26 protein-coding genes are annotated in these 26526 nt (G+C 72.5%); 16 read left to right on the top strand and 10 right to left on the bottom strand.

The annotated features are described in order from the left end of the window. Nucleotides 1–10: 10 nt before the first annotated feature. Both aceB and ACNYS0_RS10205 read right to left on the bottom strand, forming a co-directional pair. A complete protein-coding gene (aceB, locus tag ACNYS0_RS10210; RefSeq protein WP_422472523.1) occupies nt 11–1633 on the bottom strand; it encodes a malate synthase A in 1623 nt (540 codons plus the stop codon). A 200-nt stretch (nt 1634–1833) separates the two neighbouring features. Beyond that, nucleotides 1834–2436, bottom strand: coding sequence for a nucleotidyltransferase family protein (locus ACNYS0_RS10205; protein WP_422472521.1), 603 nt, complete (start codon nt 2434–2436; stop codon nt 1834–1836). 221 nt (nt 2437–2657) lie between these two features. On the opposite strand from ACNYS0_RS10205, the gene ACNYS0_RS10200 reads away from it, so the two are divergent. After that, a complete protein-coding gene (locus tag ACNYS0_RS10200; protein ID WP_422411200.1) occupies nt 2658–2975 on the top strand; it encodes a DUF5955 family protein in 318 nt (105 codons plus the stop codon). A 28-nt stretch (nt 2976–3003) separates the two neighbouring features. Here ACNYS0_RS10200 and yczR read toward each other — a convergent pair whose 3' ends face one another. After that, entirely contained in the window at nt 3004–4482 is a 1479-nt protein-coding gene (yczR, locus tag ACNYS0_RS10195) for a MocR-like transcription factor YczR (RefSeq protein WP_422472519.1), read from the bottom strand. A gap of 108 nt (nt 4483–4590) precedes the next feature. On the opposite strand from yczR, the gene ACNYS0_RS10190 reads away from it, so the two are divergent. Continuing rightward, nucleotides 4591–5094, top strand: coding sequence for a universal stress protein (locus tag ACNYS0_RS10190; protein WP_422472517.1), 504 nt, complete (start codon nt 4591–4593; stop codon nt 5092–5094). Nucleotides 5095–5117: 23 nt separating this feature from the next. Here ACNYS0_RS10190 and ACNYS0_RS10185 read toward each other — a convergent pair whose 3' ends face one another. From ACNYS0_RS10185 to ACNYS0_RS10175, 3 genes are read right to left on the bottom strand one after another with little or no spacing between them, the layout of a single operon-like run. Then, nucleotides 5118–5741, bottom strand: coding sequence for a response regulator (locus ACNYS0_RS10185; protein ID WP_422472515.1), 624 nt, complete (start codon nt 5739–5741; stop codon nt 5118–5120). Next, a complete protein-coding gene (locus tag ACNYS0_RS10180; RefSeq protein WP_422472513.1) occupies nt 5738–5863 on the bottom strand; it encodes a hypothetical protein in 126 nt (41 codons plus the stop codon). Before ACNYS0_RS10180 ends, ACNYS0_RS10185 begins: the two co-directional genes overlap by 4 nt. Beyond that, a complete protein-coding gene (locus ACNYS0_RS10175; protein ID WP_422472511.1) occupies nt 5860–7041 on the bottom strand; it encodes a sensor histidine kinase in 1182 nt (393 codons plus the stop codon). The genes ACNYS0_RS10180 and ACNYS0_RS10175 overlap by 4 nt, the downstream gene beginning before the upstream one ends. A 135-nt stretch (nt 7042–7176) precedes the next feature. Here ACNYS0_RS10175 and ACNYS0_RS10170 point away from each other — a divergent pair, with 135 nt between their 5' ends. Both ACNYS0_RS10170 and ACNYS0_RS10165 read left to right on the top strand, forming a co-directional pair. Further along, on the top strand, nt 7177–8253 hold the full coding sequence (locus ACNYS0_RS10170; protein WP_422472509.1) for an ABC transporter permease: 1077 nt from the start codon (nt 7177–7179) through the stop codon (nt 8251–8253). Then, nucleotides 8250–8945, top strand: coding sequence for an ABC transporter ATP-binding protein (locus tag ACNYS0_RS10165; RefSeq protein ID WP_422472508.1), 696 nt, complete (start codon nt 8250–8252; stop codon nt 8943–8945). The genes ACNYS0_RS10170 and ACNYS0_RS10165 overlap by 4 nt, the downstream gene beginning before the upstream one ends. A gap of 83 nt (nt 8946–9028) precedes the next feature. Here the strand turns inward: ACNYS0_RS10165 and ACNYS0_RS10160 are convergent, their stop codons facing one another. Beyond that, the gene (locus ACNYS0_RS10160; protein WP_422472506.1) at nt 9029–9829 is read right to left on the bottom strand and encodes an IclR family transcriptional regulator; all 801 of its coding nucleotides are present in this window, start codon (nt 9827–9829) and stop codon (nt 9029–9031) included. 226 nt (nt 9830–10055) lie between these two features. Between ACNYS0_RS10160 and allB the strand changes: the two genes are divergently transcribed. Beyond that, nucleotides 10056–11408, top strand: coding sequence for an allantoinase AllB (allB, locus tag ACNYS0_RS10155; RefSeq protein WP_422472504.1), 1353 nt, complete (start codon nt 10056–10058; stop codon nt 11406–11408). Nucleotides 11409–11543: 135 nt separating this feature from the next. On the opposite strand, the gene ACNYS0_RS10150 is transcribed toward allB, so the two are convergent. Continuing rightward, nucleotides 11544–12275 (bottom strand): SDR family oxidoreductase, encoded by a 732-nt coding sequence (locus ACNYS0_RS10150; RefSeq protein ID WP_422472502.1) that lies wholly within the window; start codon nt 12273–12275, stop codon nt 11544–11546. Between the two features lie 176 nt (nt 12276–12451). Here ACNYS0_RS10150 and ACNYS0_RS10145 point away from each other — a divergent pair, with 176 nt between their 5' ends. Then, the gene (locus ACNYS0_RS10145; protein ID WP_422472500.1) at nt 12452–12877 is read left to right on the top strand and encodes a guanyl-specific ribonuclease; all 426 of its coding nucleotides are present in this window, start codon (nt 12452–12454) and stop codon (nt 12875–12877) included. Nucleotides 12878–12922: 45 nt separating this feature from the next. Here ACNYS0_RS10145 and ACNYS0_RS10140 read toward each other — a convergent pair whose 3' ends face one another. After that, a complete protein-coding gene (locus ACNYS0_RS10140; protein WP_422472498.1) occupies nt 12923–13144 on the bottom strand; it encodes a hypothetical protein in 222 nt (73 codons plus the stop codon). Nucleotides 13145–13323: 179 nt separating this feature from the next. Between ACNYS0_RS10140 and ACNYS0_RS10135 the strand changes: the two genes are divergently transcribed. The 8 genes from ACNYS0_RS10135 (at nt 13324) to ACNYS0_RS10100 (ending at nt 23378) form a co-directional block, all read left to right on the top strand. Then, the gene (locus ACNYS0_RS10135; RefSeq protein ID WP_422472496.1) at nt 13324–14595 is read left to right on the top strand and encodes a sensor histidine kinase; all 1272 of its coding nucleotides are present in this window, start codon (nt 13324–13326) and stop codon (nt 14593–14595) included. Between the two features lie 59 nt (nt 14596–14654). Further along, complete coding sequence (locus ACNYS0_RS10130; protein WP_422472494.1) at nt 14655–15323, top strand: response regulator; 669 nt, start codon at nt 14655–14657, stop codon at nt 15321–15323. An 83-nt stretch (nt 15324–15406) separates the two neighbouring features. Continuing rightward, complete coding sequence (locus ACNYS0_RS10125; protein WP_422472492.1) at nt 15407–16684, top strand: ROK family transcriptional regulator; 1278 nt, start codon at nt 15407–15409, stop codon at nt 16682–16684. A 173-nt stretch (nt 16685–16857) separates the two neighbouring features. After that, nucleotides 16858–18048 carry a cytochrome P450 family protein gene (locus ACNYS0_RS10120; RefSeq protein ID WP_422472490.1) on the top strand — a complete coding sequence of 397 codons (1191 nt, stop codon included), beginning with the start codon at nt 16858–16860 and terminating at the stop codon, nt 18046–18048. Nucleotides 18049–18280: 232 nt separating this feature from the next. Beyond that, nucleotides 18281–19069 (top strand): IclR family transcriptional regulator, encoded by a 789-nt coding sequence (locus ACNYS0_RS10115; protein ID WP_422472488.1) that lies wholly within the window; start codon nt 18281–18283, stop codon nt 19067–19069. A gap of 132 nt (nt 19070–19201) precedes the next feature. Next, entirely contained in the window at nt 19202–20872 is a 1671-nt protein-coding gene (locus ACNYS0_RS10110) for an OPT/YSL family transporter (RefSeq protein ID WP_422472486.1), read from the top strand. Between the two features lie 88 nt (nt 20873–20960). Then, nucleotides 20961–22028, top strand: coding sequence for a 2,5-dihydroxypyridine 5,6-dioxygenase NicX family protein (locus ACNYS0_RS10105; RefSeq protein WP_422472484.1), 1068 nt, complete (start codon nt 20961–20963; stop codon nt 22026–22028). A gap of 75 nt (nt 22029–22103) precedes the next feature. Then, on the top strand, nt 22104–23378 hold the full coding sequence (locus ACNYS0_RS10100) for an alpha/beta fold hydrolase (protein WP_422472482.1): 1275 nt from the start codon (nt 22104–22106) through the stop codon (nt 23376–23378). Nucleotides 23379–23386: 8 nt separating this feature from the next. Here the strand turns inward: ACNYS0_RS10100 and ACNYS0_RS10095 are convergent, their stop codons facing one another. After that, nucleotides 23387–24391 carry a Gfo/Idh/MocA family protein gene (locus ACNYS0_RS10095; protein WP_422472480.1) on the bottom strand — a complete coding sequence of 335 codons (1005 nt, stop codon included), beginning with the start codon at nt 24389–24391 and terminating at the stop codon, nt 23387–23389. Nucleotides 24392–24598: 207 nt separating this feature from the next. Here ACNYS0_RS10095 and ACNYS0_RS10090 point away from each other — a divergent pair, with 207 nt between their 5' ends. Then, the gene (locus ACNYS0_RS10090; protein ID WP_422472478.1) at nt 24599–25363 is read left to right on the top strand and encodes a GntR family transcriptional regulator; all 765 of its coding nucleotides are present in this window, start codon (nt 24599–24601) and stop codon (nt 25361–25363) included. A gap of 128 nt (nt 25364–25491) precedes the next feature. Continuing rightward, on the top strand, nt 25492–26502 hold the full coding sequence (locus tag ACNYS0_RS10085) for a sugar ABC transporter substrate-binding protein (protein ID WP_422472476.1): 1011 nt from the start codon (nt 25492–25494) through the stop codon (nt 26500–26502). The last annotated feature ends 24 nt before the right edge of the window (nt 26503–26526 follow it).

Genomic DNA, 26526 nt, shown 5'->3' with positions numbered 1-26526 from the left:
CCGCGAGACGTCAGCCGAGCTGCTCGTACGCCGGCAGCGTCAGGAAGTCCGCGTAGTCCGCGTCCAGGGAGACCTGGAGGAGGAGGTCGTGGGCCTGCTGCCACTTGCCGGCGGCGAACGCCTCTCCGCCGACCTCGGCCTTGATGCTCGCCAGCTCCTCGGCGGCGACCTTGCGGGCCAGCTCGGCGGTGACGGGCTCGCCGTTGTCGAGGACGACGCCCGCGTTGATCCACTGCCAGATCTGGGAGCGGGAGATCTCGGCGGTGGCCGCGTCCTCCATGAGGTTGAAGATCGCGACGGCGCCGAGGCCGCGCAGCCACGCCTCGATGTAACGGATGCCGACCTGGACGGCGTTGACCAGGCCGTCGTAGGTGGGCTTCGCGTCGAGGGAGTCGATGGCGATCAGGTCGCCGGCCGCGACGGAGACGTCCTCGCGCAGGCGGTCCTTCTGGTTCGGCTTCTCGCCGAGGACCTTGTCGAAGGACTCCATGGCGATCGGGACCAGGTCCGGGTGCGCGACCCAGGAGCCGTCGAAGCCGTCGCCGGCCTCGCGGTCCTTGTCGTCGCGGACCTTCGCGAAGGCCACCTTGTTGACCTCGGCGTCCTTGCGGGACGGGATGAAGGCCGCCATGCCGCCGATGGCGTGCGCGCCGCGCTTGTGGCAGGTGCGCACGAGGAGTTCGGTGTAGGCGCGCATGAACGGGGCCGTCATCGTCACCGCGTTGCGGTCCGGCAGGACGAACTTCTGGCCGCCGTCACGGAAGTTCTTGACGATGGAGAAGAGGTAGTCCCAACGGCCCGCGTTCAGACCGGAGGCGTGGTCGCGCAGCTCGTAGAGGATCTCCTCCATCTCGTACGCGGCCGTGATCGTCTCGATGAGGACGGTGGCGCGGACGGTGCCCTGCGGGATGCCGACGTAGTCCTGCGCGAAGACGAAGATCTCGTTCCAGAGGCGGGCCTCCAGGTGCGACTCCGTCTTCGGGAGGTAGAAGTACGGGCCCTTGCCGAGCTCGATCAGCTTCTTCGCGTTGTGGAAGAAGTAGAGGCCGAAGTCGACGAGCGCGCCGGGGACGGCCTTGCCGCTCTCGTCCACGAGGTGGCGCTCGTTCAGGTGCCAGCCGCGCGGGCGCATGACGACCGTGGCGAGTTCCTCGGCGGGCTTCAGCGCGTACGACTTGCCGGAGCGCTCGTCCGTGAAGTCGATGGCGCGGTTGTAGGCGTTGGTGAGGTTGAGCTGGCCGCCGATGACGTTCTCCCACGTCGGGGCGGAGGCGTCCTCGAAGTCGGCGAGCCAGATCTTCGCGCCGGAGTTCAGCGCGTTGATCGTCATCTTGCGGTCGGTCGGTCCCGTGATCTCGACGCGGCGGTCGTTCAGGGCGGCCGGGGCCTCGGCGACCTTCCAGGTGTCGTCCGCGCGGACGGCGGCGGTCTCCGGGAGGAAGTCGAGCGTGGAGGTGCGGGCGATCTCGGCGCGGCGCTCGGCGCGGCGGGCGAGGAGCTCGTCACGCCGGGGCGTGAAAAGGCGGTGCAGCTCGGCCACGAAGGCGAGGGCCGCTTCAGTGAGCACCTCGTCCTGCCCGGGCAGGGTCTCGGCGTCGACGATGGCCAGCGGGGACGGCGCTGGTGCGGACATGTGGCTGTCACTTCCTTCAGCGAGCGAACGACCCGTACGGCACTGGGTGCCGGGGCCGCCTGGGTATGGCTGCTGGCCCCGCTTCGGGGGACCGGCCCTTCTCAGCAGTGGATATTAGTTTCCTCATTGTGGAAGTTCAAGGTTTGTTGACGTCGAGATTCTCAGAGTCGACAGAACGTGGCCCCGGGTGCCACGCTCTGTTACTCAAGGTGCTTCAGATCCGCCTCCGTGTCGATGTCGTACGCCTCGGCGATGTCCCCGCACTCCACGAGCTCCAGCACCCCCGCGCGCTCCTTGAGGTACACGCGCGCCCCGCGGTCTCCGTCGGCGCTCGCCGCGATCCCCGCCCAGTGGTCCCGGCCGAACAGCACCGGATGCCCGCGCTCCCCGCCGTAGGCGGCCGCCGCGAGCGAGGCGGGGGAGTCGTATGCGGCGAGCACCCGCGCCACCGCCTCGGGGCCGATCCCCGGCTGATCCACCAGTAGCACGAGCGCGGCCTCCGCCACCGTGTCCGCAAGCGCTTCGAGCCCCGCCCGCAGCGAGGACCCCATGCCGTCCTCCCAGTCCGGATTCCGTGTCACCCGGCACCCCTCCAGTACGGCCCGCTCCCGTACGTCGCGGGCCGCCGCCCCGAGTACCACGTGCAGCGGATCGCATCCCCCCGCGCGCAGGGTGTGCACCGCGTGCTCCACGAGCGGCCGCCCGCGGTGCTCCAGGAGCGCCTTGGGCCGGCCGCCGAGCCGTCTCCCGCCACCTGCCGCGAGCAGGAGTCCCGCAACCGCGCCAGTGCTCTTTGTCGTCATGCCCCCTGCATATCGCACGCAAGGCGCGATCGAAGTCGTTCGGATTTTCACAGTTGCCTTGCGCAACGGACTGGCGAAACGCTTGCGCGTGGCGTTAACTGGGCGGCCACAAACCCGAGTTGGACGCCCGACCGACGCTCCGGCCGGGTCGCGCGGTAGTAGGAACCCAGAAGTACCTGAGCAGGACAACACACGCACAAGGACGTGCGAGGGGGAGAGCTGTGTTGCGGAGCGTGGAGCAGAGGCTTGTGACCGGGAGCGACGAGGACCCGCGGGTGGACGAGCTGCGCACCGCCGTGTCCCGGTTGCGCCGGGAACTCGCCGCGCATCCGGCCGAGTTCCCCGACCGGGGGATCGCCGAGGACGAGCTCGCGGCGCTGGACGCGATGGCCGGCGGGGGCCGGCCCGAGGTGCCCAGGCTGCGTCGTTCCCTGCTGCTGGTCGCGGGGGCGATCGGCTCGGTGAGCGCGCTGTCCGGGGCGCTGTCCCAGGTCAGGGGCGCCGTGGAGCTGTTCGGAGGACCGCCGACGAAGGGCTGACGTCCGCGTGAAGGAGGGGAGTCGGGCCTTACGCCACCCAGTGCGGCCTTCCCGGCTCCTCGCCCGCCCCGCCGAGCCCACCGTCGAGCGCCGCCGCGATCCGCCGCACCGCCTCCTCGGCGACGTCGACCGGCTGGACGTACGGGACGCGCAGCCTGTGCTCGAACGTCCCCGGGTCCGCGCCGAACCGCGACCCGCCCTCGATCCGCACCCCGTGGCGCAGCGCGGCCCGCCCGAGCGCGGAGGCGATCGGCCGCCCCAGGTCCACCCAGAGGGACAGCCCACCGGGCGGCACCTGCCAGCGCCAGTCGGGGAACTCCCGGCCGAGCGCCTCCGCGAGCCGGTCGCGGCGCTCGCGCAGCACCGGGATCCGGCCGCGCAGAATGCTGTCCTCCCGCATCAGCAGCCGCCCCGCCACCAACTGGTCGAGGACCGAACCGGACATGTCCGCGGTCACCCGCAGCGCCGTCAGTTCGGTGATCAGACGGGTGCCGGCGCGCACCCAGCCGACCCGCAGCCCGCTCCAGTGCCCCTTGCTCAACGAACCGACGGTGACGATCTGTTCGCCCCCGCCGGGCGGGGCGAGCGAGGCGAACGGCGGCTCGCTCACCCCGTCGAGCGCGATGTCGGCGATGGTCTCGTCGATGACCAGCCAGGTGCCGGTCGCCCGCGCGGCGGCGATGACCTGCCGTCGCTGCTCGCTCGGCATGAGCCGGCCCGTCGGGTTCTGGAAGTCCGGGATCAGATACGCGAGCCGGGGCGCCGACTGCCGCAGCGTCGCGCCGATCAGCTCCACGTCCCAGCCGTCCTCGGTGACCGGCACCGGCGCGGTCCGCAGCCCCAACTGCCGGATCACCGACAGGGCGTTGGCGTACGACGGGTTCTCCACCACGATCCGGTCGCCCGGCCTGCCGAGCAGCGTGAGGGTGAGCGACACGGCCTGCTGGGCGCCCGAGGTGACCAGGATCTGCTCGGGCAGCGTGGGCAGGCCGCGCCGCGTGTACCGCTCGGCGATCCGGGCGCGCAGCTCCGGCAGCCCGTACGGGTGGTAGCCGTTGGTCACCGCGTGCCGGGCGACGTCAGGGGCCGCGGCGGCGTACGCGGCCGACAGTTCGTCCTCCAGGAATCCGGGCGCCGCGACCGCCAGATCGATCACGTCCTCGCCTGCCGCGGGCGTCGCCACGACCGTCGGGCGCGCGCCCTCCGGCAGCTCGGTCCACGTCCCGGCGCCGCGCCTGCTGCGCGCGTACCCGCTCTCGCGCAGCAGGTCGTACGCGGCCGTGACGGTGGCCCTGCTGACCCCGAGCGAGGAGGCGAACTCGCGCTCCGCCGGCAGCCGCGTGTGCAGCGGGATCCGCCCGTCGAGCAGCAGCGTCCGCACGCCCTGCGCGAGCGCGCGGTAGCCGGGGCGCTCCCCGGCCACACCGGTCACGAGCGCGCCGAGCCGCCTGCCGCCGAGCCCGCGCCCGCCGCCGTCCACGCTGCGGACCACCGCACCATCGCCCATGCCACATCTCCGTAATTGGCCCTGCTGTCCAGGCCAATCAGCCTACAGAGTGGGACTCGATCGGCGAGGAGTGGCCTGGAGGAGGCCACCGGTGAGGAGGGGGTTGTCATGGACGGCGAGCGGCTCGGTGGGCGCGTGGTGGTCGGGGTCGGCGGATCCCCGGCGAGCCTGGCCGCTGTGCGCGCGGCGGTCGCCGAGGCCCGACGGTCCGGCCGGCCCCTGGTGGCGGTGCTCGCGTGGGAGCCGCCGGAGGGCGAGGCCATGTACCGGCGGTGGCCCGACACCGCGTGGGCCCGGCACTGGTACCAGGAGGCCCGCGCCCGGCTGGCGGCGGCGTTCGAGGAGGCGCTCGGCGGCCTTCCGCCCGGCCTCGACGCGACGCTCCGCGTGGTGCGCGACCGCCCGGGACCGGCCCTGGTGGAACTCGCGGCGCGCCCCGACGACCTGCTGGTCGTCGGCGTACGGCCCCGGAGCCTGCGCCGCGCCGCCCACCGCCACGTACGGCGGCACGCGCTGTGCCCGGTCCTGACCGTGCCGGTGCGACCGCTCCAGCGGGCGGAACTGCGGGCGCTGCGGCGGGTACGGGCGGCGGACTTCGAGGTGACGGGCTGACGGTGGCGGCTAGCGGCTAGCGGCTAGCGGCGCCGCAGCAGCCCGTCCCGCGTCGCCCGGGCGACCGCCGACGTACGCGAGTCGACGCCCAGCTTCGCGTAGATGTGCACGAGGTGGGACTTGACCGTGGCCTGGCTCAGGAACAGCTCGCGGGCGATCTCCGCGTTGGAGAGGCCGTCGCGCACGTGCCGCAGGACCTCCAGCTCGCGCCGGCTCAGCGCCTCCGCGGGCGCCCGCATCCGGTCCATGAGCCGGTCGGCGACGGCGGGCGCGAGCGCGGAACGCCCGGACGCCGCCGTGCGGACGGCCGCCGCGAGCTCCTGCGGCGGCGCGTCCTTCAGCAGATAGCCGGAGGCCCCCGCCTCCACGGCCGCGAGGATGTCCGCCTCGGTGTCGTACGTGGTGAGGACGAGGACGCGCGGCCCGTCGTCGAGGGCCGCGATCCGGGCGGTGGCCTCGGCGCCGTGCATCGTCCCCGCGCCGAACTGAAGGTCCATGAGGACGACGTCCACGTCCCCCGCCAGCTCCACCGCCCGCTCGGCGGTCGCGGCCTCGGCGACGATCGAGAAGTCCGGCTCCGCGTCGAGCACGGCCCGCAGCCCGGCGCGTACGACGGGGTGGTCGTCGGCGAGCAGCAGCCGGATCACCGGGCACCTCCGGCGGGCGGCGGCGTCTGCACGGCGACGGGGGTGGCGACGCCCGGTGTCGAGTACACGGCGACGGGCGTGCCGACGCCGAACACGGCCCGCGGCCCGCCGCGCCGGATCACGCCACACCCCCGGAGGGCAGCGGCAGTGTCACCGCGACGGCCGTGCCGCGGCCCGGCTCCGACTCGACGGTGAACGTGCCGCCGAGCTCGCTCACCCGCGAGCGCATCGCGACGAGTCCGAACCCGCCGTCGCCGCCGCCCGGCGCCCGCTCGGGGTCGAAGCCCGCGCCGTCGTCCACCACGTCCAGGGCCACCGAGGTCTCCATGAAGCTGAGGGTGATCTCCGCGCGGCGGGCGTCCGCGTGCAGAACCGTGTTGGCGAGCGCCGACTGGGCGATGCGCAACAGCGCCACCTCGTACGGCGTGGGAAGTTCCTGCGGGGTGCCGCTGACCGAGAAGCGGGCGGTGAGACCGGGCGCCGTGGCGCACAGCCGGTCGAGCGCCCCGGCCAGCGAGCCGACGTCCAGGTCGGGCGGCGCGAGCGCGCGCACGAAGCGGCGGGCCTCCGCGAGGTTGTCCTGCGCCGTGGCCCGCGCCTGCTCGACGTGCCCGGCGGCGGGGGAGCCGGCGGGCAGTTCGCGCCCGGCGGCGACCAGCAGCAGCTGGATCGAGGACAAACCCTGCGCCAGCGTGTCGTGGATCTCGCGGGCCAGCCGTTCCCGCTCGGCGAGGGTGCCGGCGGTGCGTTCGGCCTCGGCGAGTTCCGCTCGGGTGGCGACCAGCTCGTCGATCAGCTGCTGCTTGCGCTCGCTCTCCCGGTACAGGGTCTGATAGCCGAGCACGGTCGCCACGGCGACGGCCGCGCCGAGCAGCGGCCCTATGAACGCCCCCGGATTCACCGCCCCGTCATGACCCACGTAGGAGGCGATGGCCGCGCCCGCGGCGATGCCCACCGCGGGGACGCCCCAGCGCGCGGGCAGCAGATGCAGCAGCAGGAAGTACAGCGGGAACGCCAGCCACAGCGCGTCCGGCGAGAGCACGAGCAGCAGCGCCCACACGATCCCAAGGACGGCGAGCCACCACGCGGCGCCCGCGCGCGTGGACCGTACGACGGGCAGCGCCGCGCCCACCGCGTAGACGACGCCCAGCGCTCCGGCCACCGCCACCACCGCCGCGACCGGCTCCTCGGACCGCCCCGTCAGGGCCCGTACGAGAACGAGCGCGAGCAGGCCCGCCGTCAGCAGATGCAGACAGAGGCGCAGGGCGCGAAGGGCGGGGGTGAGCGAACGTGGGTCCATACCCTCACCAGCGTACGGAGCCGGGGGACGGAACCGGTCAACCGAAAGTTTGAAAGGCACGTCCCCCCTTCGATTCGAGTGAAGCGTGCTGTGGCGCGATGCCCGCGACGGCCCCGGAGCAGCAGTCTTGACCGCATGTTCGTCGCATGGAGAGATCTACGGTTCGCCAGGGGAAGATTCGCCCTGATGGGCAGCGTGATCGTGCTGATCACGCTGCTCGTGGGACTGCTGTCGGGACTGACGGCGGGGCTCGCTCGGGACAATACGTCGGCGCTCACCGGGCTGCCCGCCGACCACCTCGCCTTCGCCCGGCCCGCCGACGGCCAGTCGGTGTCGTTCACGGCGTCCGCGGTCCGCCCCGAACAGTGGCGCGACCTCGCGGCGCGGGACGGTGTCGAGAGCGCGGAGCCGATCGGCATCGGCACGGTGAACGCCGAGGCCGGCCGGCAGACCGCGGCGGTCTCCGCGTTCGGCGTGCGCCAGGACTCCGGCCTCGCGCCCGACGCGACGGAGCCCGGCACGGCGGTCCTGTCCGGCAGGGCGGCGAAGGAGCTGGGGGCCGCCACGGGCGACGAGCTCACCCTCGGCGGCACCCGCCTCACGGTCGCGGCGGTCTCCGGCGACGCCTCGTACAGCCACACCCCCGTCGTCTGGACGCACCTCGACGACTGGCAGCACATCGCGCCCGCCGGAGGCGGTGGCGGCGAACGCGCCACGGTCGTCGCGCTGCGCACCGCGCCGGGCGCCGACCTGCCGGCCGCCGACAGGGCCGCCGGCACGGACACGAAGACCATCGACGGCGCCCTGTCCGCCATAGGGTCCTACCAGGCGGAGAACGGTTCGCTCCAGCTGATGCGGGGCTTCCTCTTCGTCATCTCCGCGCTCGTCGTCGGCGCGTTCTTCACGGTGTGGACGATCCAGCGCAGCGCGGACATCGCGGTCCTGAAGGCGCTCGGCTCCTCGACCCGCTACCTGCTGCGGGACGCCCTCGGGCAGGCGGTGCTCATGCTGGTCGCGGGCACGGCGGTCGGCACGGGTCTCGCGACCCTCATCGGCGCCTTCGTCCCGGACACCGTGCCCTTCGTGCTCGACCCGCTGACCGCGCTCGGCCCGGCCGCCGTCATGACGGTCCTCGGCCTCGCGGGCGCCGCCCTCTCCATCCGGCGGATCACCGCCGTCGACCCCCTCACCGCACTTGGGAGCGCCCGATGACCCTGCTGCTCGACGACATCACCCTGACCTACCCCGACGGGGACGGCCGACTCACGGCCCTCGACCGGATCGCCCTCCGGGTCCCGGCCGGCGGACTGACGGCAGTGGTGGGCCCGTCCGGCTCCGGCAAGTCCAGCCTCCTGGCGGTCGCGGCGACGCTCGTGACCCCCGACAGCGGCCGCGTGGTCGTCGACGGCACGGAGGCCACGGCCCTGACCCGTACGGAATCGGCGGAACTGCGCCGCCGCGCCATCGGCATCGTCTTCCAGCAGCCGAACCTGCTGCCTTCGCTGACCGCGCTGGAACAACTTCAGGTGATGGCCCACCTGGAGGGCCGCAAGCCGCGGGAAGTACGGGAGCGGGCGGGCGAGTTGCTGGACGCGGTCGGCCTGTCCGCCCAGTCCCACCGCCGCCCGCACCAGCTCTCGGGCGGTCAGCGCCAGCGTGTGAACATCGCGCGGGCCCTGATCAACGAGCCCCGCGTCCTCCTGGTCGACGAACCGACCAGCGCCCTCGACCACGAACGTGGCGCGGCAGTACTGGACCTGCTCCGCAAGCTGACGAGGGAGCGCGAAACGGCAACCGTCCTGGTCACGCACGACCGCGACCACCTGACGGTGGCGGACGAGGTGCGAGAGATGCGGGACGGCGGGATTGATGTGCCCGTTGAGTCAAGCCCTGGTGCGGCTTGAGTCTCGACGGGCCTCGGGGCGGGTGAGCATGTCAAGCCCCTGCGGCGATTGAGCAGCGGGGCCCGGGGCAGCGCCCCGCGACGTCAACCACTGTGGCCGGAACTGGCCAACGCCACCGACAACTCGCGGGCGACCTGCTGAAGCACCGGCACGATCTTGTCCGTCGCCGCCTCGGTCACCCGCCCCGCGGGCCCGGAGATCGAGATCGCCGCGGCGGTGGGGGAGTCCGGCACGGACACCGCGAGGCACCGCACCCCGATCTCCTGCTCGTTGTCGTCGACGGCGTACCCGGACCGCCGCACGTCCTCCAGCGCGTCGAGGAATCCCTCGGGCGTGGTGAGCGTCTTCTCGGTGGCGGCGGGCATCCCGGTCCGCGCGAGCAGCGCCCGCACCTCGTCGGCCGGCGTGTAGGCGAGCAGCGCCTTGCCCACGCCGGTCGAGTGCGGCAGCACCCTGCGGCCGACCTCGGTGAACATCCGCATGGAGTGCTTGGACGGCACCTGGGCGACGTACACGACCTCGTCGCCGTCGAGGAGCGCCATGTTCGCGGTCTCGCCTGTCTCCTCGACGAGGCGCGCGAGGTACGGGCGCGCCCACGTGCCGAGCAGCCGGGAGGCGGACTCGCCGAGCCGGATGAGCCGGGGGCCGAGCGCGTAGCGCCGGTTGGGCTGCTGGCGTACGTAGCCGCAGGCGACGAGCGTGCGCATCAGGCGGTGGATCGTCGGCAGCGGGAGTCCGCTGGTGGCGGAGAGCTCGCTGAGGCCGACCTCACCACCGGCGTCGGCCATGCGCTCGAGCAGATCGAAGGCGCGCTCGAGGGACTGGACACCGCCGGTGGGTGCGGACTTGGCGGCATCAGTGGTGCTGGCGTCGGGCGTCGGCACAGCGCGTTCCTTTCGGGTGGCAGGCAGATACGCAGCCTACCGGCGGGTTCTCGATCAGTGATCCCTTGACCGACAAGTTCGTCGGTAGCTACGTTCTGCGTGTCGGAATCTTAATTCCACTTTGTGGAAACGTCCAGGGTCCCCGGGTCCGCCGTGCGGGTCTTGACGGTTTCCGAAGTCTGAGTGAAAGTCCTTCAACAGAACGTTGAAGCTTGAGGAGGCCCACGTGTCGGACCCCGACGTCCAGATCGAACTCGTGCTGCGCTCGACGCGCGTCATCACTCCCGAAGGTACGCGTCCGGCCTCGGTCGCCGTCGCCCAGGGGAAGATCGTCGCGGTGCTCGCGCACGACGCGGAGGTCCCGGCCGGGGCCCGCCTTGAGGACTTCGGTGACGACGCGCTGCTGCCCGGCATCGTCGACACGCACGTCCACGTGAACGACCCGGGGCGCACCGAGTGGGAGGGCTTCTGGACCGCCACCCGCGCCGCGGCGGCCGGCGGCATCACGACCCTCGTCGACATGCCGCTCAACTCCCTGCCGCCGACCACGACCGTCGACAACCTTCGTACGAAGAAGGATGTCGCCGCCTCCAAGGCGCACATCGACGTCGGCTTCTGGGGCGGTGCGCTGCCCGACAACGTCAAGGACCTGCGCCCGCTGCACGACGCGGGGGTCTTCGGCTTCAAGTGCTTCCTGTCGCCCTCCGGCGTCGACGAGTTCCCGCACCTGAACGCCGACCAGCTCACCGCCTCCATGGCGGAGATCGCCGGCTTCGGCGGACTGCTCATCGTGCACGCCGAGGACCCGCACGAGCTGGACGTGGCGCCCCACAACAGCGGCCCCAAGTACGACGACTACCTGGCGACCCGCCCGCGCGTCTCCGAGGACGTCGCCATCAAGGGCCTGATCGACACCGCCAAGCGGATCGGCGCCCGCATCCACATCCTGCACCTGTCGTCCTCCGACGCGCTGCCGCTGATCGCCGCCGCCAAGGCCGAGGGTGTCGAGCTGACCGTCGAGACCTGCCCGCACTACCTCACGCTCACCGCCGAGGAAGTCCCGGACGGGGCAAGCGAGTTCAAGTGCTGCCCGCCGATCCGCGAGGCCGCCAACCAGGACCTGCTGTGGCAGGCGCTCGCCGACGGCACCATCGACTGCGTCGTCACCGACCACTCGCCGTCGACCGCCGACCTGAAGACCGACGACTTCGCGACCGCCTGGGGCGGCATCTCCGGCCTCCAGCTCAGCCTCTCCGCCATCTGGACCGCGGCGCGTCAGCGCGGCTACACCCTTGAGGACGTGGTCCGCTGGATGTCCGAGCGCACCTCGAAGCTGGTCGGCCTCGACGACCGCAAGGGCGCCATCGCGGCCGGCCACGACGCCGACTTCGCCGTCCTCGCCCCCGAGGACACCTTCCAGGTCGACCCGGCCGCCCTCCAGCACCGCAACCGCGTCACCGCCTACGCGGGCAAGACGCTGCACGGTGTCGTGAAGTCGACCTGGCTGCGCGGTGAACGCATCGTTTCCGACGGTGAGTTCACCGCCCCGCAGGGGCAGCTGCTCGAAAGGGCCAAGTAGCTCGCCGACGGACCAGGGTGAGTCCCAACTGGCGACCCACCACGCGGAGTTGGGGCGGTGACCCGCTACTCTGCTCGACTTGCGGGGCACACCGGCCTGACAGCACCGGTGTGCCCCGCATCCTCATTTCCGGAATTACGCGGCGTGCCCGCCGTCCACCGCGAACTCGGCGCCCGTCACGTACGAGGCCCCGTCGCCCGCCAGATAGGCGACCGTGGACGCCACCTCGTCCGCGGTGCCGTAGCGGCCGAGCGCCGTGGCCGCTGCCTGCGCCCGCGCGTACGGTCCGTCGGCCGGGTTCATGTCGGTGTCCGTCGGGCCCGGGTGCACGATGTTCGCCGTGATGCCGCGCGCGCCCAGCTCGCGGGCGAGCGCCTTCGTCAGGCCGATCAGGGCCGCCTTGCTCGTGGCGTAGAGCGTGCCGCCGGGGCCCGGCACGTGCTGGGCCATGCAGGAGCCGACGGTGACGATCCGGCCGCCCTCGGGGAGTCTGGCCGCCGCGGCCTGCGAGGTGAGGAAGACGCCGCGCACGTTCACGTCGAGCGCGCGGTCGACGTCCGCGAGCGAGAACCCGTCCAGCGGGCCGAGCGCCCCCACGCCGACGTTGTTGACCAGTACGTCGATCCGGCCGAGCCCCGCCACCGTCCGTTCCACCGCCTCCGCCGCCTCGTCCGCGTCCGCCGAATCGGCCCGCACCGCGAGCCCCCGCCGCCCCAGCGCCTCGACCCGTCGCACCACCTCGTCGGCGGCCTCCTTGCCCTGTACGTAGGTGAGCGCCACGTCGAAGCCGTCGCGGGCGAGCCGCAGCGCCGTCGCCGCGCCGATGCCGCGGGAACCGCCGGTCACCAGAGCCACCTTGCCGTTCATGTCGCCTCCTGTGGGGAGCGGATGGTGTGGCTTCAAGTACAGCGATCCACCGGGGCGGGAGCTGGCGGCAAACGGACGTCGATGTCGCCACCGGCATGTGACACCAGTGAACTGAAGGAAAACAGACGCGAGTTGGTGTTGACATGCCCACCTCTACGCGCGTCACACTATGAGGCATGAAGACTCCCCCACGCTTCATCAGTGCCGTCGCCGTCGCAGCCGCCCTCCTCCTGGGCGGCGTGGGCGGCTCCACCGCGATCGCCGCACCGGCCGCGCAGGCCCCGGCCGTCGCCTCCCACACCGTCTCGGCCGCCGACGTCGGCGACATCTGCTCCTCCGCGCTGCCCGCCGAGGCGCACGACACCCTGGACCTCATCGAGCAGGGCGGACCGTACCCGTACGAGCAGGACGGCACGGTCTTCTCCAACCGGGAGGGCATCCTCCCCGACCAGTCGTCCGGCTACTACCACGAGTACACGGTGATCACCCCGGGCTCGGACGACCGCGGTGCCCGCCGCATCGTCACCGGTGAGTCCGACAAGGAGGACTACTACACGGCGGACCACTACGCGTCCTTCGACCTGGTCGACTACGGCTGCTGAGCCTGCGCGACCACTCCTGCCGGGCCCTCCCCGGCCCGGCAGGGGTCAGCTCTTGCGCTGGGCCTCGACGGCCGCGAACACGGCGATCGCGAGCACGATCAGCGCGATGCTGCCGTACACCTCGTGGCCGTCGAGGAAGCCGATGTGCCCGATCAGCCCCCAACCACCGGGCAGGCCGGTGAACTCGTTCAGGATGCCGATCGCCCCTTGGAGCAGTGCGACGGCGCCGACGACCTCGATGACCCGCAACCACTGATTCTTGTTCATGCACAGGACTCTCGCCCCGTGGACCCCCCACTCGCATCGGCCACGGGGCGAGCCCCGTACGACTCCGGTAGCGGGGCGCGGGGGCCGGCCGCGACCAAAGTCGACGGGGGTACGACTTTGGTCGCGGAAGCGGCGCTCGGGGCGGTGCGGGCCGCCCCGGGTGCGTAGATTTGTCGACCATGGAAGCAGCGCGGCAGACCGGAACCCCGCAGGTGGCGGACACGCCCGCCGAGCGATGGCGTCGACGGCTGCTGCCCTCGGCCGTCGCCGACGAGCTGGACCTGGACCCCGAGGGGCAGCCGGGCCGCAGGCGGCGCACCGCCCGTGACTGGATCGTCGACTTCAGCTGCTTCGGCATCGCCGTCTTCCTCGGCCTGATCTTCGCCGAGCAGGTCTGGGACGACCCGAACACACCGCCCGCCCTCGCCGTGCTCGACCAGGTGCTCGGCGCTGCCGCCTGCGCCGGGGTCTGGCTGCGCAGGCGCTGGCCGCTGGGCCTCGCCATCGCCATGATCCCGATCGGCTTCCTGTCCAACACGGCGGGCGGCGCGTCCATGATCGCCGTGTTCACGCTCGCCGTGCACCGCCCGTTCCGCTACATCGGCTGGGTGGCGGGCATCTCCATCGCGCTCATCCCGCTGTTCTTCTGGCTGCGGCCCGACCCCGAGTCCTCCTACCTGCTGTCGGTCTCGTTCACGGTCATCATCACGATCACGGTCGTCGGCTGGGGCATGTTCGTCCGCTCCCGGCGCCAGCTCCTGATGTCGCTGCGGGACCGGGCGCGCCGCGCCGAGACCGAGGCCGTGCTCCGCGCCGAGCAGGCCCAGCGGCTCGCCCGCGAGGACATCGCGCGCGAGATGCACGACGTGCTCGCCCACCGCCTCACCCTGCTGAGCGTGCACGCGGGCGCCCTGGAGTTCCGCCCCGACGCGCCCCGCGAGGAGATCGCCCGGGCCGCGGGCGTCATCCGGGAGAGCGCGCACGAGGCCTTGCAGGACCTGCGCGAGATCATCGGCGTGCTGCGCGCGGCGGACCACGGCGAGGAGTCGGGGCGGCCGCAGCCCACCCTCGCCGCGCTCGACGTCCTGGTCGCCGAGTCCCGCGAGGCGGGCATGAAGGTGGACCTCGACAACCGGGTCCCCGATGCCGGGGCCGTGCCCGCCTCGACCGGGCGCACCGCCTACCGCATCGCCCAGGAAGGCCTGACCAACGCCCGTAAGCACGCCCCCGGCGCCGAGGTCGCGGTCACCGTGGAGGGCGGCGCGGGGGACGGCCTCACGGTCACCGTGCGCAACCCGCCGCCACCGGGCGAGGTGCCGCACGTCCCCGGCTCCGGGCAGGGCCTGATCGGCCTCACCGAACGCGCCACGCTCGCGGGCGGCCGGCTCTCCCACGGGCGGGAACCGGACGGCGGCTTCGCGGTCCGCGCGTGGCTCCCGTGGCCGGAGTGAGCCCCGGGGAGGACGCCGGTATGGACACGACGATGATCGTCCCTCGCTACGGTGGCGCCATGACCACGATCCGCCTGCTCATCGTCGACGACGACCCCCTCGTGCGCGCCGGGCTCACCTTCATGTTCGGCGCCGCCGAGGACATCGAGATCGTCGGCGAGGCCGCCGACGGCAGCGAGGTGGCGGAGCGGGTGGCCAGGCTGCACCCCGACGTCGTCCTCATGGACCTGCGCATGCCGACCCTGGACGGTCTGTCCGCCACGGAGGAGCTGCGGGCCCGCGAGGGCGCACCCGAGGTGATCGTCCTGACCACGTTCCACGCGGACGAGCAGGTGCTGCGGGCGCTGCGCGCCGGGGCCGCCGGGTTCGTCCTCAAGGACACCGCGCCGGGCGAGATCGTCGAGTCGGTACGCCGGGTGGCGGCCGGTTCGCCCGTCCTCTCGCCGACCGTGACCCGGCAGCTCATCACCAAGGTCTCGGGCGACGACCCCGCCCTGGACCGGCGGGCACGCGCGCGTACGCGCATGGCCGAACTGGCCGAGCGCGAACGGGAGGTGGCCGTCGAGGTGGGCCGCGGCAGGTCGAACGCGGAGATCGCCGCGACGCTCTACATGAGCGTCGCCACGGTCAAGACCCACGTCTCCCGCATCATGGCCCGGCTCGGCCTCAACAACCGCGTGCAGATCGCGCTGCTCGCCCACGACGCGGGCCTGCTGGACGAGGACTGATCTCCTGGCGCGCCCACAGGAGCGTCGGTACCGCAGGGTAAATTCGCACCGTTCAACCATGTGATCGGTGCGAAGGGGTGGGGATGGCGGCACCACGCCGGCGGACGGTGCGCGACCTGCGGCGCGGCAACCGGTCCCTGGTCCTGACCAAGCTGTACTTCGACGGACCGCTCAGCAGACAGGAGTTGGGCCCGCTCACGGCGCTCAGCTCGGGCTCCATCAGCAACGTGGTGGCGGAGCTCGTCGCCGACGGCCTCCTGGAGGAGGCGGGTTCGGTCGACTCCGACGGCGGCCGCCCCCGCACCCTGCTGCGCGTCGCCCCGCGCAGCGGCCATCTCGTGGGCGTGGACGTCGGCGAGACCCGCGTGCGCGTGGAGCTCTTCGACCTCGCCCTCGGTGAACTCGCGCGCGTGGACGAGCCGTTGCCGGATTCGGCGCGCGACGGCCGCTTCGACGCCAAGGACGTCGTACGCCTCGTCACCTCCGGCCTGACGCGGGTGCTCGCCGACGCGGAGGTGGACCCCGCGTCGGTCCTCGGCGTCGGCATCGGAGTGCCCGGCATCGTCGACGCGTCCGGCGGGGGCGGCGCGGTGGTGCACGGCCAGACGATCGGCTGGGACGCGGTCCCCCTGGAGGCCCTGCTCCGCGCGCCCGACGGCCTGCCGCCCGGACTGCCCCCGGACCTCCCGCTCTTCCTCGACAACGGCGCCAAGACCCTCGGCCGCGCCGAGATGTGGTTCGGCGCGGGCCGCGGCGCCCGCAACGCCGTGATCGCGCTCATCGGCTCCGGCGTCGGCGCCTGCGTCATCGCCGACGGCCAGCCCTACCGGGGCGCGTCGAGCAGCGCGGGGGAGTGGGGCCACACCACGCTGCGGGTCGGCGGCCGTACCTGCCGGTGCGGGGCCCGCGGCTGCCTGGAGGCGTACGCGGGCGCGGAGGCGCTCCTCGCACGCTGGCGGGAGGCGGGCGGCAGCTGGACCTCGGCAAACGAGGAGGGCGCCCTGGCCGAACTCCTCGAAGCCCCCTCCGCGGCCGCCCTGTTGGACGAGGCGGCGGAGTTCCTCGGCGCGGGCATCGCCGACCTGGTCAACCTGTTCAACCCGGAACGGATCGTCGTGGGCGGCTGGGCGGGCCTCATGCTCGGCCCCCGCCTGCTGCCCCGCATCCGCGCCGCGGCCGCCTCCTACGCCCTGCACCACCCCTTCGCCCAAACCACCCTGACCCTGGGCCACCTGGGCCCGGACGCGGTCACGGTGGGCGCGGCGACACTGCCACTGGCCAGATTCCTGGAGGCGGGGGGCCACAATCGAGCCCCTGCGGCGATTGAGCAGCGGGGTCCGGGGCGGCGCCCCGCGTCGTAGGGAACGCACCTGGTCACCTCCCGATCAAGCCCCTGCGGCGATTGAGCAGCGGGGTCCGGGGCAGAGCCCCGCGGCGTAGGAAACGCACCTGGTCACCCCCGGGACGGGAACGTACGGGTGGCGCCCGGAGTTGACCCAGAGGGAAGCCGGAACCGGGCAACGGGAGGCACGACATGACGGGCAGCGCTGAGATCGTCGACCTGGGTGAACTGGCCGGGGGAGCAGCGGAGTTCCACGCCGACCCCTACCCGGTCTACGAGCGCCTGCGCACCCGCGGCCCGGTCCACCACGTCCGCACTCCTGGCCCGGGCCCGACCGAGGACCTCTACCTGATCGTCGGCCACGAGGCAGCCCGCGCCGCGTTCACCGACCCCCGCCTGGTCAAGACCCCGCCGTGGGGCCTTGAGGGCGACATGATGGGCCTGCACCTCCTGTTCGCGGACCCGCCGGAGCACGGTCGCCTGCGCTCCCTGGTCACGCGGGAGTTCACCCCGCGCCGGGTCGCGGCGCTCGCACCACGCATCCAGAAGCTCACGGACGAGCTGCTCGACGACATGGTCCCGCGCGGCGGCGCCGACCTGATCGGCTCCCTCGCCTTCCCCCTGCCCTTCGCGGTGATCTGCGAACTGCTGGGCGTGCCGGACATCGACCGCGAGCGGTTCCGCCGGATGTCGACGCAGGTCGTGGCGCCGACCAGTGAGGAGGAGGCGTACGCGTCCCACGTCGAACTGGTCGGATTCCTGGACGAGTTGATCGAGGCCAAGCGCGGCGCGGCCCCCGCGGACGACCTGCTGAGCGCGCTGATCCGGACCACGGCGGAGGACGGCGACCGCCTCTCGCCCAGCGAACTGCGCGGCATGTCCTTCCTCCTGCTGATCGCCGGCCACGAAACCACGGTGAACCTGATCGGCAACGGCGTCCGCGCCCTGCTCCGGCACCCGGACCAACTCGCCGCCCTGCGCGCCGACATGACGCTTCTGGACGGCGCCGTGGAGGAGATGCTGCGCTACGACGGCCCGGTGGAGACGGCCACGCACCGCTTCGCGGCGGAGCCGGTGGACATCGAGGGGACGGTGATCCCGGCGGGGGCGCCGGTGCTCATCGGCATCGCCACGGCGAGCCGTGACCCGCACCGCTTCGTGGAGCCCGACCGCTTCGACATCCGCCGCGACGCCCGCGGCCATCTGGCCTTCGGCCACGGCATCCACTTCTGCCTGGGCGCTCCGCTGGCTCGGCTGGAGGGGCGGATCGCCATCCGGTCTCTTCTGGAGCGGTGTCCGGAGCTGGCGCTGGTCGAGGAGCCGGATGGGTGGATGCCGGGCATGCTGATCCGGGGGACCAGGAGCCTGCCGGTACGTTGGTGAACGTCTCGGGGCTCCGCCCCGGACCCCGCTGCTCAATCGCCGCAGGGGCTTTAAAGGGCCTGCTCAATCGCCGCAGGGGCTTTAAAAGCCTGCTCAATCGCCGCGGGGGCTTGAGCGGCTCGATTCGGAAAACCCTTGACACCCCCGCCCTCCCGATCCCATAGTTCTCGCCGCTGAGCGCAACGGCGTTGCGCTCAGCGCACCGATCAGGGGTCAGGAGAGGAGCGAGGCGATGGTCGAGGCACACGACACGGAGGACCTCGCCCCACCCGCGCCCGGCGTCCTTCAGGGCGCCGACCGGGCCCTGCTGGCGCTGCTCTGCTTCACGGAGCGGCGCCCGGAGTGGGGCGTGAGCGAGATGGCGCGCCGGCACGGCTGGGACAAGGCCGTCGCCCAGCGCATCCTCACCACGCTCGCCTCCCGCTCCTTCCTGATCTGCGACAGCACCACCCGCCGCTACCGGCTCGGACCGGCCGTCTCCCGGCTCGCCCGGGCCGGCGAGCACAGCGGCGTCCTGCCCTCACTGGTCCGCCCGATCCTCGCGGGACTGCTGCGCGAGACCGGCGAGAGCGTCGTCCTGAACGTGCCGCAGGGCGCGGGCTACCGCTGCGCCGCGGCGGTCGACGGCACGGGCCCGATCCGCTACACCGCGATCATCGGCGCCGTCATGCCGGGACACGCGGGCGCCTCCGGCCACGCGATCTTCGCCCACTACCCCGAGGCCGAGATCCGCCAGCTGTTCGGAGCCACCCCGCTCCAGCGGTTCAACGACCACACGGTCACCGACCTCGACACCCTCCAGGACCGGTACGCCGAGGTGCGCGACCGGGGATACAGCGTCAGCCACGGCGAGTACGACGAGGCCGTCGCCGCCGTCTCCGCCCCCGTGTTCCAGGCCGGCGTCGTCGCCGCGTCCCTCACGGTCATCGGCCCGGCGGCCCGTGTGTCGCGCGCCGCCGACCGCATCATCGAACTCGTCCTGTCGGGAGCCGAGGAGGCCACGGCCGCCTTCGGCTCCTGACAGCCCCCGAACCGACCCCGCCCTTCCCGCCCGTACGGCGCGAGACCCACCACCCGCCGTACGCGGATCCCCCCTGCCCACAACAGCCCTGCCCCGCCCCCGGGCCGGGCCCGCCCACCAAGGGGTGCCCCCGTGTCGCACCACACCTCGCCTTCCGCCACCGCACCGCCTCCGCCGTCAGGGCCGGGCAAGGCCGCCCCCGGCGCCGGGCACCCGCGCGTGCGCGAGCCCGTCGTGTTCGTCGTCCTCGCCGTGCTCTCCGTCGTCGGAGCCGTCATCGGCGCGGATCTCGTCGCCAAGCTGGGCATCTCCGCCAACACCTCGGTGGTCGGCGCCCTCATCGCCATGCTGATCGGCCGCATCCCCCTCGCGGGCCTGCGCTCGATGCGCTCCGTGCACCGGCAGAACCTCGCCCAGAGCGCGATCTCCGCCGCCACCTTCGCCTCCGCCAACGCCCTGCTCACCTCGATCGCGGTGCCCTACGTCTTCGGACGCAAGGACCTCGTCTGGCCGATGCTCATCGGCTCCTTCGTGGGGCTGCTCATCGACACGTGGGTCCTGTACCGGTCCTTCGGCTCGCGGCTGCTGCCCGCCGACGGGGCCTGGCCGCCGGGAACCGCCGCCGCGGAGACCATCAAGGCCGGTGACAAGGGCGGCAAGCGTGCCCTCGTGCTCGGCGCGGGCACCGTCGTCGGCGTCGTGGGCACCCTGTTCAGCCTTCCGCTGTCCGCCGCCGGCGTCGCCTTCCTCGGCAACGTATGGGCCCTGGGGATGTTCGGCGTCGGGCTCGGCCTGCGGGAGTTCAGCCCCGACCTGTTCCACACGGACCTCGGCGCGGGCTACGTACCGCACGGTGTGATGGTCGGCGCGGGCGTCGTCGCGCTCGGCCAGGCGGTGTTCATGCTGATGCGCCGCCGCACGGCCGCCAAGGCCGAGTCCACCGCCGCCGCCACCGAAGCGCCCGCCGACCCCACCACCGCGTACACCGTCGACGAGACGCAGCTGCGCCGCTCCCTGGTCCGCGGCTACGCCCTGTTCGTGGCGGGCGCCGTGCTGCTCGCCGTACTCGGCGGACTGATCGGGGACATGAGCCCGCTCGGCCTCGTCGGCTGGGTCCTCTTCGCCGCGTTCGCCGCCCTGGTGCACGAGCTGATCGTCGGACTGGCCGCCATGCAGTCCGGCTGGTTCCCGTCCTTCGCCGTCACTCTGATCTTCCTGGTCTTCGGGCTGCTCATCGGCATCCCGTCCGTCCCGCTCGCCCTGCTCGTCGGTTACGTCTCCGCCACCGGACCCGCCTTCGCCGACATGGGCTACGACCTCAAGGCGGGCTGGCTGCTGCGCCGCGACCACCAGCCCTGGGACCCGTTCGAGCGCGAGGGCCGCCGCGAGCAGTTCCGCGCCGCGCTCATCGGCTTCGCCGCCGCGCTCGTCGTCGTGGCCGTGCTCTGGCAGTCGTACTTCAAGCAGGGACTGATCCCGCCCGTCGCCAAGGTCTACGCCGACACGGTCAAGAACGGCCTGGGCGAGCCCGGTGTGCTGCGCACGCTGGTGATCTGGGCGATCCCCGGCGCCCTCATCCAGCTGATCGGCGGCACCAAGCGGCAGATGGGCGTGATGCTCGCGACCGGCCTGCTGATCCTCACCCCGCACGCCTGCTGGCTGGTCCTCGCCGCCCTCGCGGTCCGCGTCGGCTACCGCAAGTGGCGCGGCCCGCGCGCCGACGAGGAGCTGAACCTGGTCGGCGCCGGACTCATCGCGGGCAGCTCCCTGGGCGACTCCGCCCAGATCGTCAAGGCGGGCTGACCCCCTCCCGAGGAACAGCCGGCCACCCGCCTTCGCCCCACCCAAGCCACCTCTCGTACAAGCACCACCGCAAGGAGAAGGATTCACCATGGAGATGTTCAGCCGCCTCGAACCCCGCGCCGAGTACCTGAGCTACGAACTCGCCCTCGCCGCACGCAAGTTGGTCGAGCAGGTCATGCTCGTCAAGCCCGGCGAGCACGTCGTGCTCACCGGCGACACGAGCAGCGACCGGCGTGTCGTCGACGCCACCGCGCAGGCCGTCGCCGCCGCGGGCGCGCACCCCGTCGTCGTCTGGTCCGAGACCATGCCCAGCTCCTCCATGGAGCCGCCGCGGCCCGTCGCGGGCGCCATCGCGGACGCCGACGTGTGGATCGAGTTCGCCGTCTCGTACGTGATGCACTCCGACGCCTTCCGCCGCGCCATGGCCAACGGCTGCCGCTACACCAACCTGACCGCCATGGACGTCCACATGCTCGTCGCGACGGTCGGCCGCCCCGACTTCGAAGGAGTCATCAAGCTCGGCAAGGCCCTGGTCCGCCTCCTGGAGCAGGCGGACGAGGTGCGCATCACCTCCGCCAACGGCACCGACATCACGGGCCGCAACGGCGACCGCCCGATCAACCTGCGCGGCAAGCCCGCCGAGAAGCCCGGCGAGACCGTCATGCTCTCCGGCCAGATCTCCTGGAACCCCCTGGAGGAGACCCAGGACGGCGTCCTCGTCTTCGACGGCGCCCTGTGGCCGCCGGACCAGCTGGGCCTGCTGCGCAACCCGGTGCGCTGCGTCGTCGAGAAGGGCGTCGTCACATCGATCGACGGCGAGGGCCAGGACGCCGAGATCTTCCGCCGCTGGATGGAGTCCTGGGACGACCCGAACATGTTCCGCGTCGCCCACTGGTCCCTCGGCTTCAACCCGGGCGTGCCCGCGCCGACCGGCCGCATCGTCGAGGACGAGCGGGTCTTCGGCTGCGTGGAGCTCGGCATCGGCACCAAGGGCGCGTGGATCGGCGGCGAGCCGTGGGTGTCCGCCGCCCACACCGACGGCTCGATCCTCGGCCCGTCCATCTACCTGGACGGCGAGTGCATCGAGAAGGACGGGGTGTACGTGCACCCCGAACTGGTGGAGATCTGCCGTGAGTTGGGCGTCGCCGGGTACTGATCACGTTCGTGGGGCGGCCGTCGGCCGCCCCACGGCCCCGTCGTCACCCGCACCGGAGTCCAGGAGCCGACCAGCATGACCACCTACCGCCACAACGGCCTCGTCTGCACCGACCACACCCTCGACGTCCCCCTCGACCACGCCCGGCCGGAGGGCCCCCGCATCGGCGTCTTCGCCCGCGAGGTCGTCGCCGAGGGCATGGAAGGGCGTGAACTGCCCCGCCTGCTCTGGCTCCAGGGCGGACCCGGCGGCCGCGCCGAACGACCCAACGCCTCCGGCGCCTGGCTGCGCCGCGCCCTGAAGGAGTACCGCGTGGTCCTCCTCGACCAGCGCGGCACCGGCCGCTCCACCCCCGCCGACCGCACGACGCTCGCCGCCCACCAGGACCCGGCGACGTACCTCACGCACTTCCGCGCGGACGCCATCGTGCGCGACGCGGAACTCCTGCGCCGCCACCTCCAGGGCGACCGCCCCTGGACCGTGCTGGGCCAGAGCTTCGGCGGCTTCAGCACCCTGACCTACCTGAGCCTCGCCCCCGAAGGCCTCGACCGGGCCCTCGTCACCGGCGGCCTCCCCACCCTCACCGGTCACGCCGACGACGTCTACCGGGCCGCCTACCGGCGCACCCTCGAAGCCAACTCCCGCTATTTCGCGCGCTATCCACAGGACCAGGCCCTGGCCGAACGGGTGGCGGACCACCTCACGAAGCACGACGTACGCATGCCGTCGGGGGAGCGGCTGTCGGTGCGCCGCTTCCAGACCCTGGGCATCACCTTCGGCACGTCCTCCGCCTTCGACTCGCTGCACTACCTCCTGGAGTGCGCGTTCGTGGCAGGACCGAACGGCCCCGTCCTGTCGGACCCTTTCCTGCGCGGCGTCGACGCGGTCGTCTCCCTGGCCCCGCGCCCCCTCTACGCGGTCCTGCACGAACCGATCTACGCCCAGGGCGGCCGCGCCACCGACTGGTCGGCCCACCGGATCAGGGCGGAGTTCCCGGAGTTCGACGCGGACGGCGCGGGGCCGCTGCGCTTCACCGGCGAGATGATGTACCCGTGGATGTTCGACGAGGACCCGGCGCTCGTCCCGCTCAAGGCCACGGCCGATGCGCTCGCCCGCCGTACGGACTGGCCCGCGCTGTACGACCTCGACCGGCTCGCCGTGAACGAGGTCCCGGTGGCCGCCGCCGTCTATCACGACGACATGTTCGTCGACCGTGAGCAGTCGCTGGAGACCGCCTCGCTGGTGCGCGGCCTGCGCCCCTGGGTGTCCGACCAGCACCTGCACGACGGCGTCAAGGCGGACCCGGCGGTCCTGGACCGCCTCCTCGCGATGACGCCGATGACGTCGTAGCCCGTCGTTCAGCCCCCGTCGATCTCCCCCATCCGCACCACCCGCCGCTCCGCCCGCGACAGCTCGCACGCCTCCGCGACCCGCAGCGCCCGCAGGGCCTCCCGGCCGTCGCAGGGGTTGGGACGTTCGCCGCGGACGACGTCGACGAAGGCCTTCAGCTCGGCCTCGTACGCGGGGGCGAAACGCTCCAGGAAGCCGGGCCACGGCTTCGTGGCGGCGCGGGGGCCCTCGGGTTCCGTGGAGGCGATGGGGGTCCGGTCGTCGAGGCCCACGACGACCGTGTCCCGGTCCCCGGAGAGCTCCATGCGCACGTCGTAGCCGGCGCCGTTGCAGCGCGTGGACGTGGCGGTGGCCAGGGTGCCGTCGTCGAGGGTCAGGAGCGCCGCCGCCGTGTCCACGTCCCCGGCCTCCCGGAACATCGCGGGCCCGGCGTCGGACCCGGTCGCGTACACCTCGACGACCTCGCGCCCCGTCACCCACCGCAGCATGTCGAAGTCGTGGATCAGGCAGTCCCGGTAGAGCCCGCCGGAGAGCGGGAGATACGCGGCCGGGGGCGGCGCCGGGTCGGAGGTCATCGCGCGCACCGTGTGCACCCGGCCGAGTCTCCCGTCCTGTACGGCGGCCCGCGCCGCCGTGTACCCGGCGTCGAAGCGCCGCTGGAAGCCGAGTTGGAGCACCGTGCCCGCCGCCTCGACCTCCGCGAGCGCGGCCAGCGTGCCCGGCAGGTCGAGCGCGATCGGCTTCTCGCAGAAGACCGGGAGCCCGGCCCGCGCCGCCCGCCCGATCAGCTCGGCGTGCGCCGCGGTCGCCGCGGTGATCACGAGCGCATCCACGCCCCACGTGAAGATCTCGTCGACACCGGGCGCGGCCGTCGCCCCGATCCGGTCGGCGAGCGCGACCGCCCGCGCGGGCTCCGCGTCGGTGACGACCAGCGAGCCGACCTCCCGGTACCGCTCCAGCACGCCTGCGTGGAAGGTACCGATGCGGCCCGTTCCGATGAGTCCGATGCGCATGGTGTCCCACGGTGCCGGGGCACGGGGTGGGTGTCAATCGTTTGTCCTGACAAACCCACGTGTCTCACGTCGCGGGGCTCCGTCCCGGACCCCGCTGCTCAATCGCCGCAGGGGCTCAAATACCCGAACCCAGGCCACGGCCCCTTTGTCCTGACAACCTGACCTCCGGACTTCCCGTCAACATCTCACCCCCGCTACCCTCGCCCCGTGGCCAAACCCCTAGCTGACCCGACCGTCGACCTCGGCCTCAGCGTCGATCGCAGCAGCCCGGTGCCGCTGTACTTCCAGCTGTCCCAGCAGCTGGAGGCGGCGATCGAGCGCGGCGCCCTGACCCCCGGCAGCCTGCTCGGCAACGAGATCGAGCTGGCAGGCCGCCTCGGCCTGTCCCGGCCCACCGTCCGCCAGGCCATCCAGTCCCTCGTCGACAAGGGGCTGCTCGTGCGCCGCCGCGGCGTCGGCACCCAGGTCGTGCACAGCCAGGTCAAGCGCCCCCTCGAACTGTCGAGCCTGTACGACGACCTGGAGGCGGCCGGACAGCGCCCCGAGACCCGGGTCCTCGGCAACACCCTCGTACCGGCCTCCGCCGAGATCGCCGCAGCGCTCGGCGTCGCACAGGGTGAGGAGGTGCACCGCGTCGAGCGGCTGCGGCTCGCACACGGCGAACCGGTCGCGTACCTCTGCAACCACCTGCCCACCGGACTGCTCGCACTCGACGACGAGCGGCTCGCGGCGACCGGCCTGTACCGCCTGATGCGGGCCGCCGGCATCACCCTGCACAGCGCCCGCCAGTCCGTGGGTGCCCGCGCCGCCACCGCCGTCGAGGCCGAGCGGCTCGGCGAGCGGGAGGGCGCGCCGCTGCTCACCATGCAGCGGACCACGTACGACGACACGGGCCGCGCGGTCGAGTTCGGCTCGCACACGTACCGGGCCTCGCGCTACTCCTTCGAGTTCCAACTCCTCGTACGTTCCTGAGAGTTGTGAACCCGGCGGCGGACGCGTACGCGGTCCGAATGTTCTGACAAAGTCATTGACGCTGCGATGGGACCCCGCTACAAACACCTCCAGCCGCACCGGGCGGCCGGAGGAGAGGTGGCTCCACGATGCGCACGAACCGCACAGGCCGTACGGCCGCAGGCTGCCTAGTCGTCATGTCCGTGATCGCGCTCGCCGTCGGTTGCAGTGGCTCGGGCGGCAAGGACTCCGAGGACAAGGCCGACGGCGGCGGAGGCGGCGGCAAGGCCGTGAACACGCCCCGTATGAAGATCGCGATGGTCTCGCACTCGGGCGAGGGAGACACCTTCTGGGACATCGTGCGCAAGGGCGCCCAGCAGGCCGCGGACAAGGACAACGTCCAGTTCCTCTACTCCAACGACAAGGAGGCCAAGGGGCAGGCCGAGCTGGTGCAGGCCGCGATCGACAAGAAGGTCGACGGGATCGTCGTCACGCTCGCCAAGCCGCAGGCCATGGAGCCCGTGCTCGCGAAGGCGAAGGCCGCGGGCATCCCGGTCGTCTCGATCAACTCCGGCTCGGAGTTCTCGCAGAAGTTCGGCGCGCTCAGCCACATCGGCCAGGAGGAGGGCGTGGCGGGCGAGGCGGTCGGCACCGAGCTGACGAAGCAGGGCAGGAAGAAGGCCATCTGCGTCATCCACGAGCAGGGCAACGTATCGCTAGAGCAGCGCTGCGACGGCGTCCGCAAGACTTTCAAGGGCAGCGTCCAGAACCTCAACGTCGAGGGTACGAACGCGCCCTCCGCTCAGTCGTCCATCGAGGCGAAGCTCCAGGCCGACAAGGACATCGACGCGGTCGTCGCGCTCGGCGCCCCCATCGCGGCGCTCGCCGTGAAGGCCAAGGACGACGCGGGCAGCAAGGCGGAGATCTCCACGTTCGACCTGAACGCCGAGGTCGTGCGCCGCCTCAAGGCGAAGGAGGTCACGTTCGCCGTCGATCAGCAGCCGTATTTGCAGGGCTATCTGGCGGTGGACGAACTGTGGCTCCACAAGACGAACGCGAACGTGCTCGGCGGCGGCAAGCCCGTCTTCACGGGCCCGGCGATCGTCACCGAGAAGGACGTGCCCCAGCTGGAGAAGTACACCGCGCGCGGTACCCGGTGAATGGATGCATGATCCCCGTGACCC

Origin of the sequence: Streptomyces anthophorae, assembly GCF_049310305.1 — a bacterium.
Lineage (GTDB): Bacteria > Actinomycetota > Actinomycetes > Streptomycetales > Streptomycetaceae > Streptomyces.
This window is presented reverse-complemented; position numbering and strand designations above follow the sequence as displayed.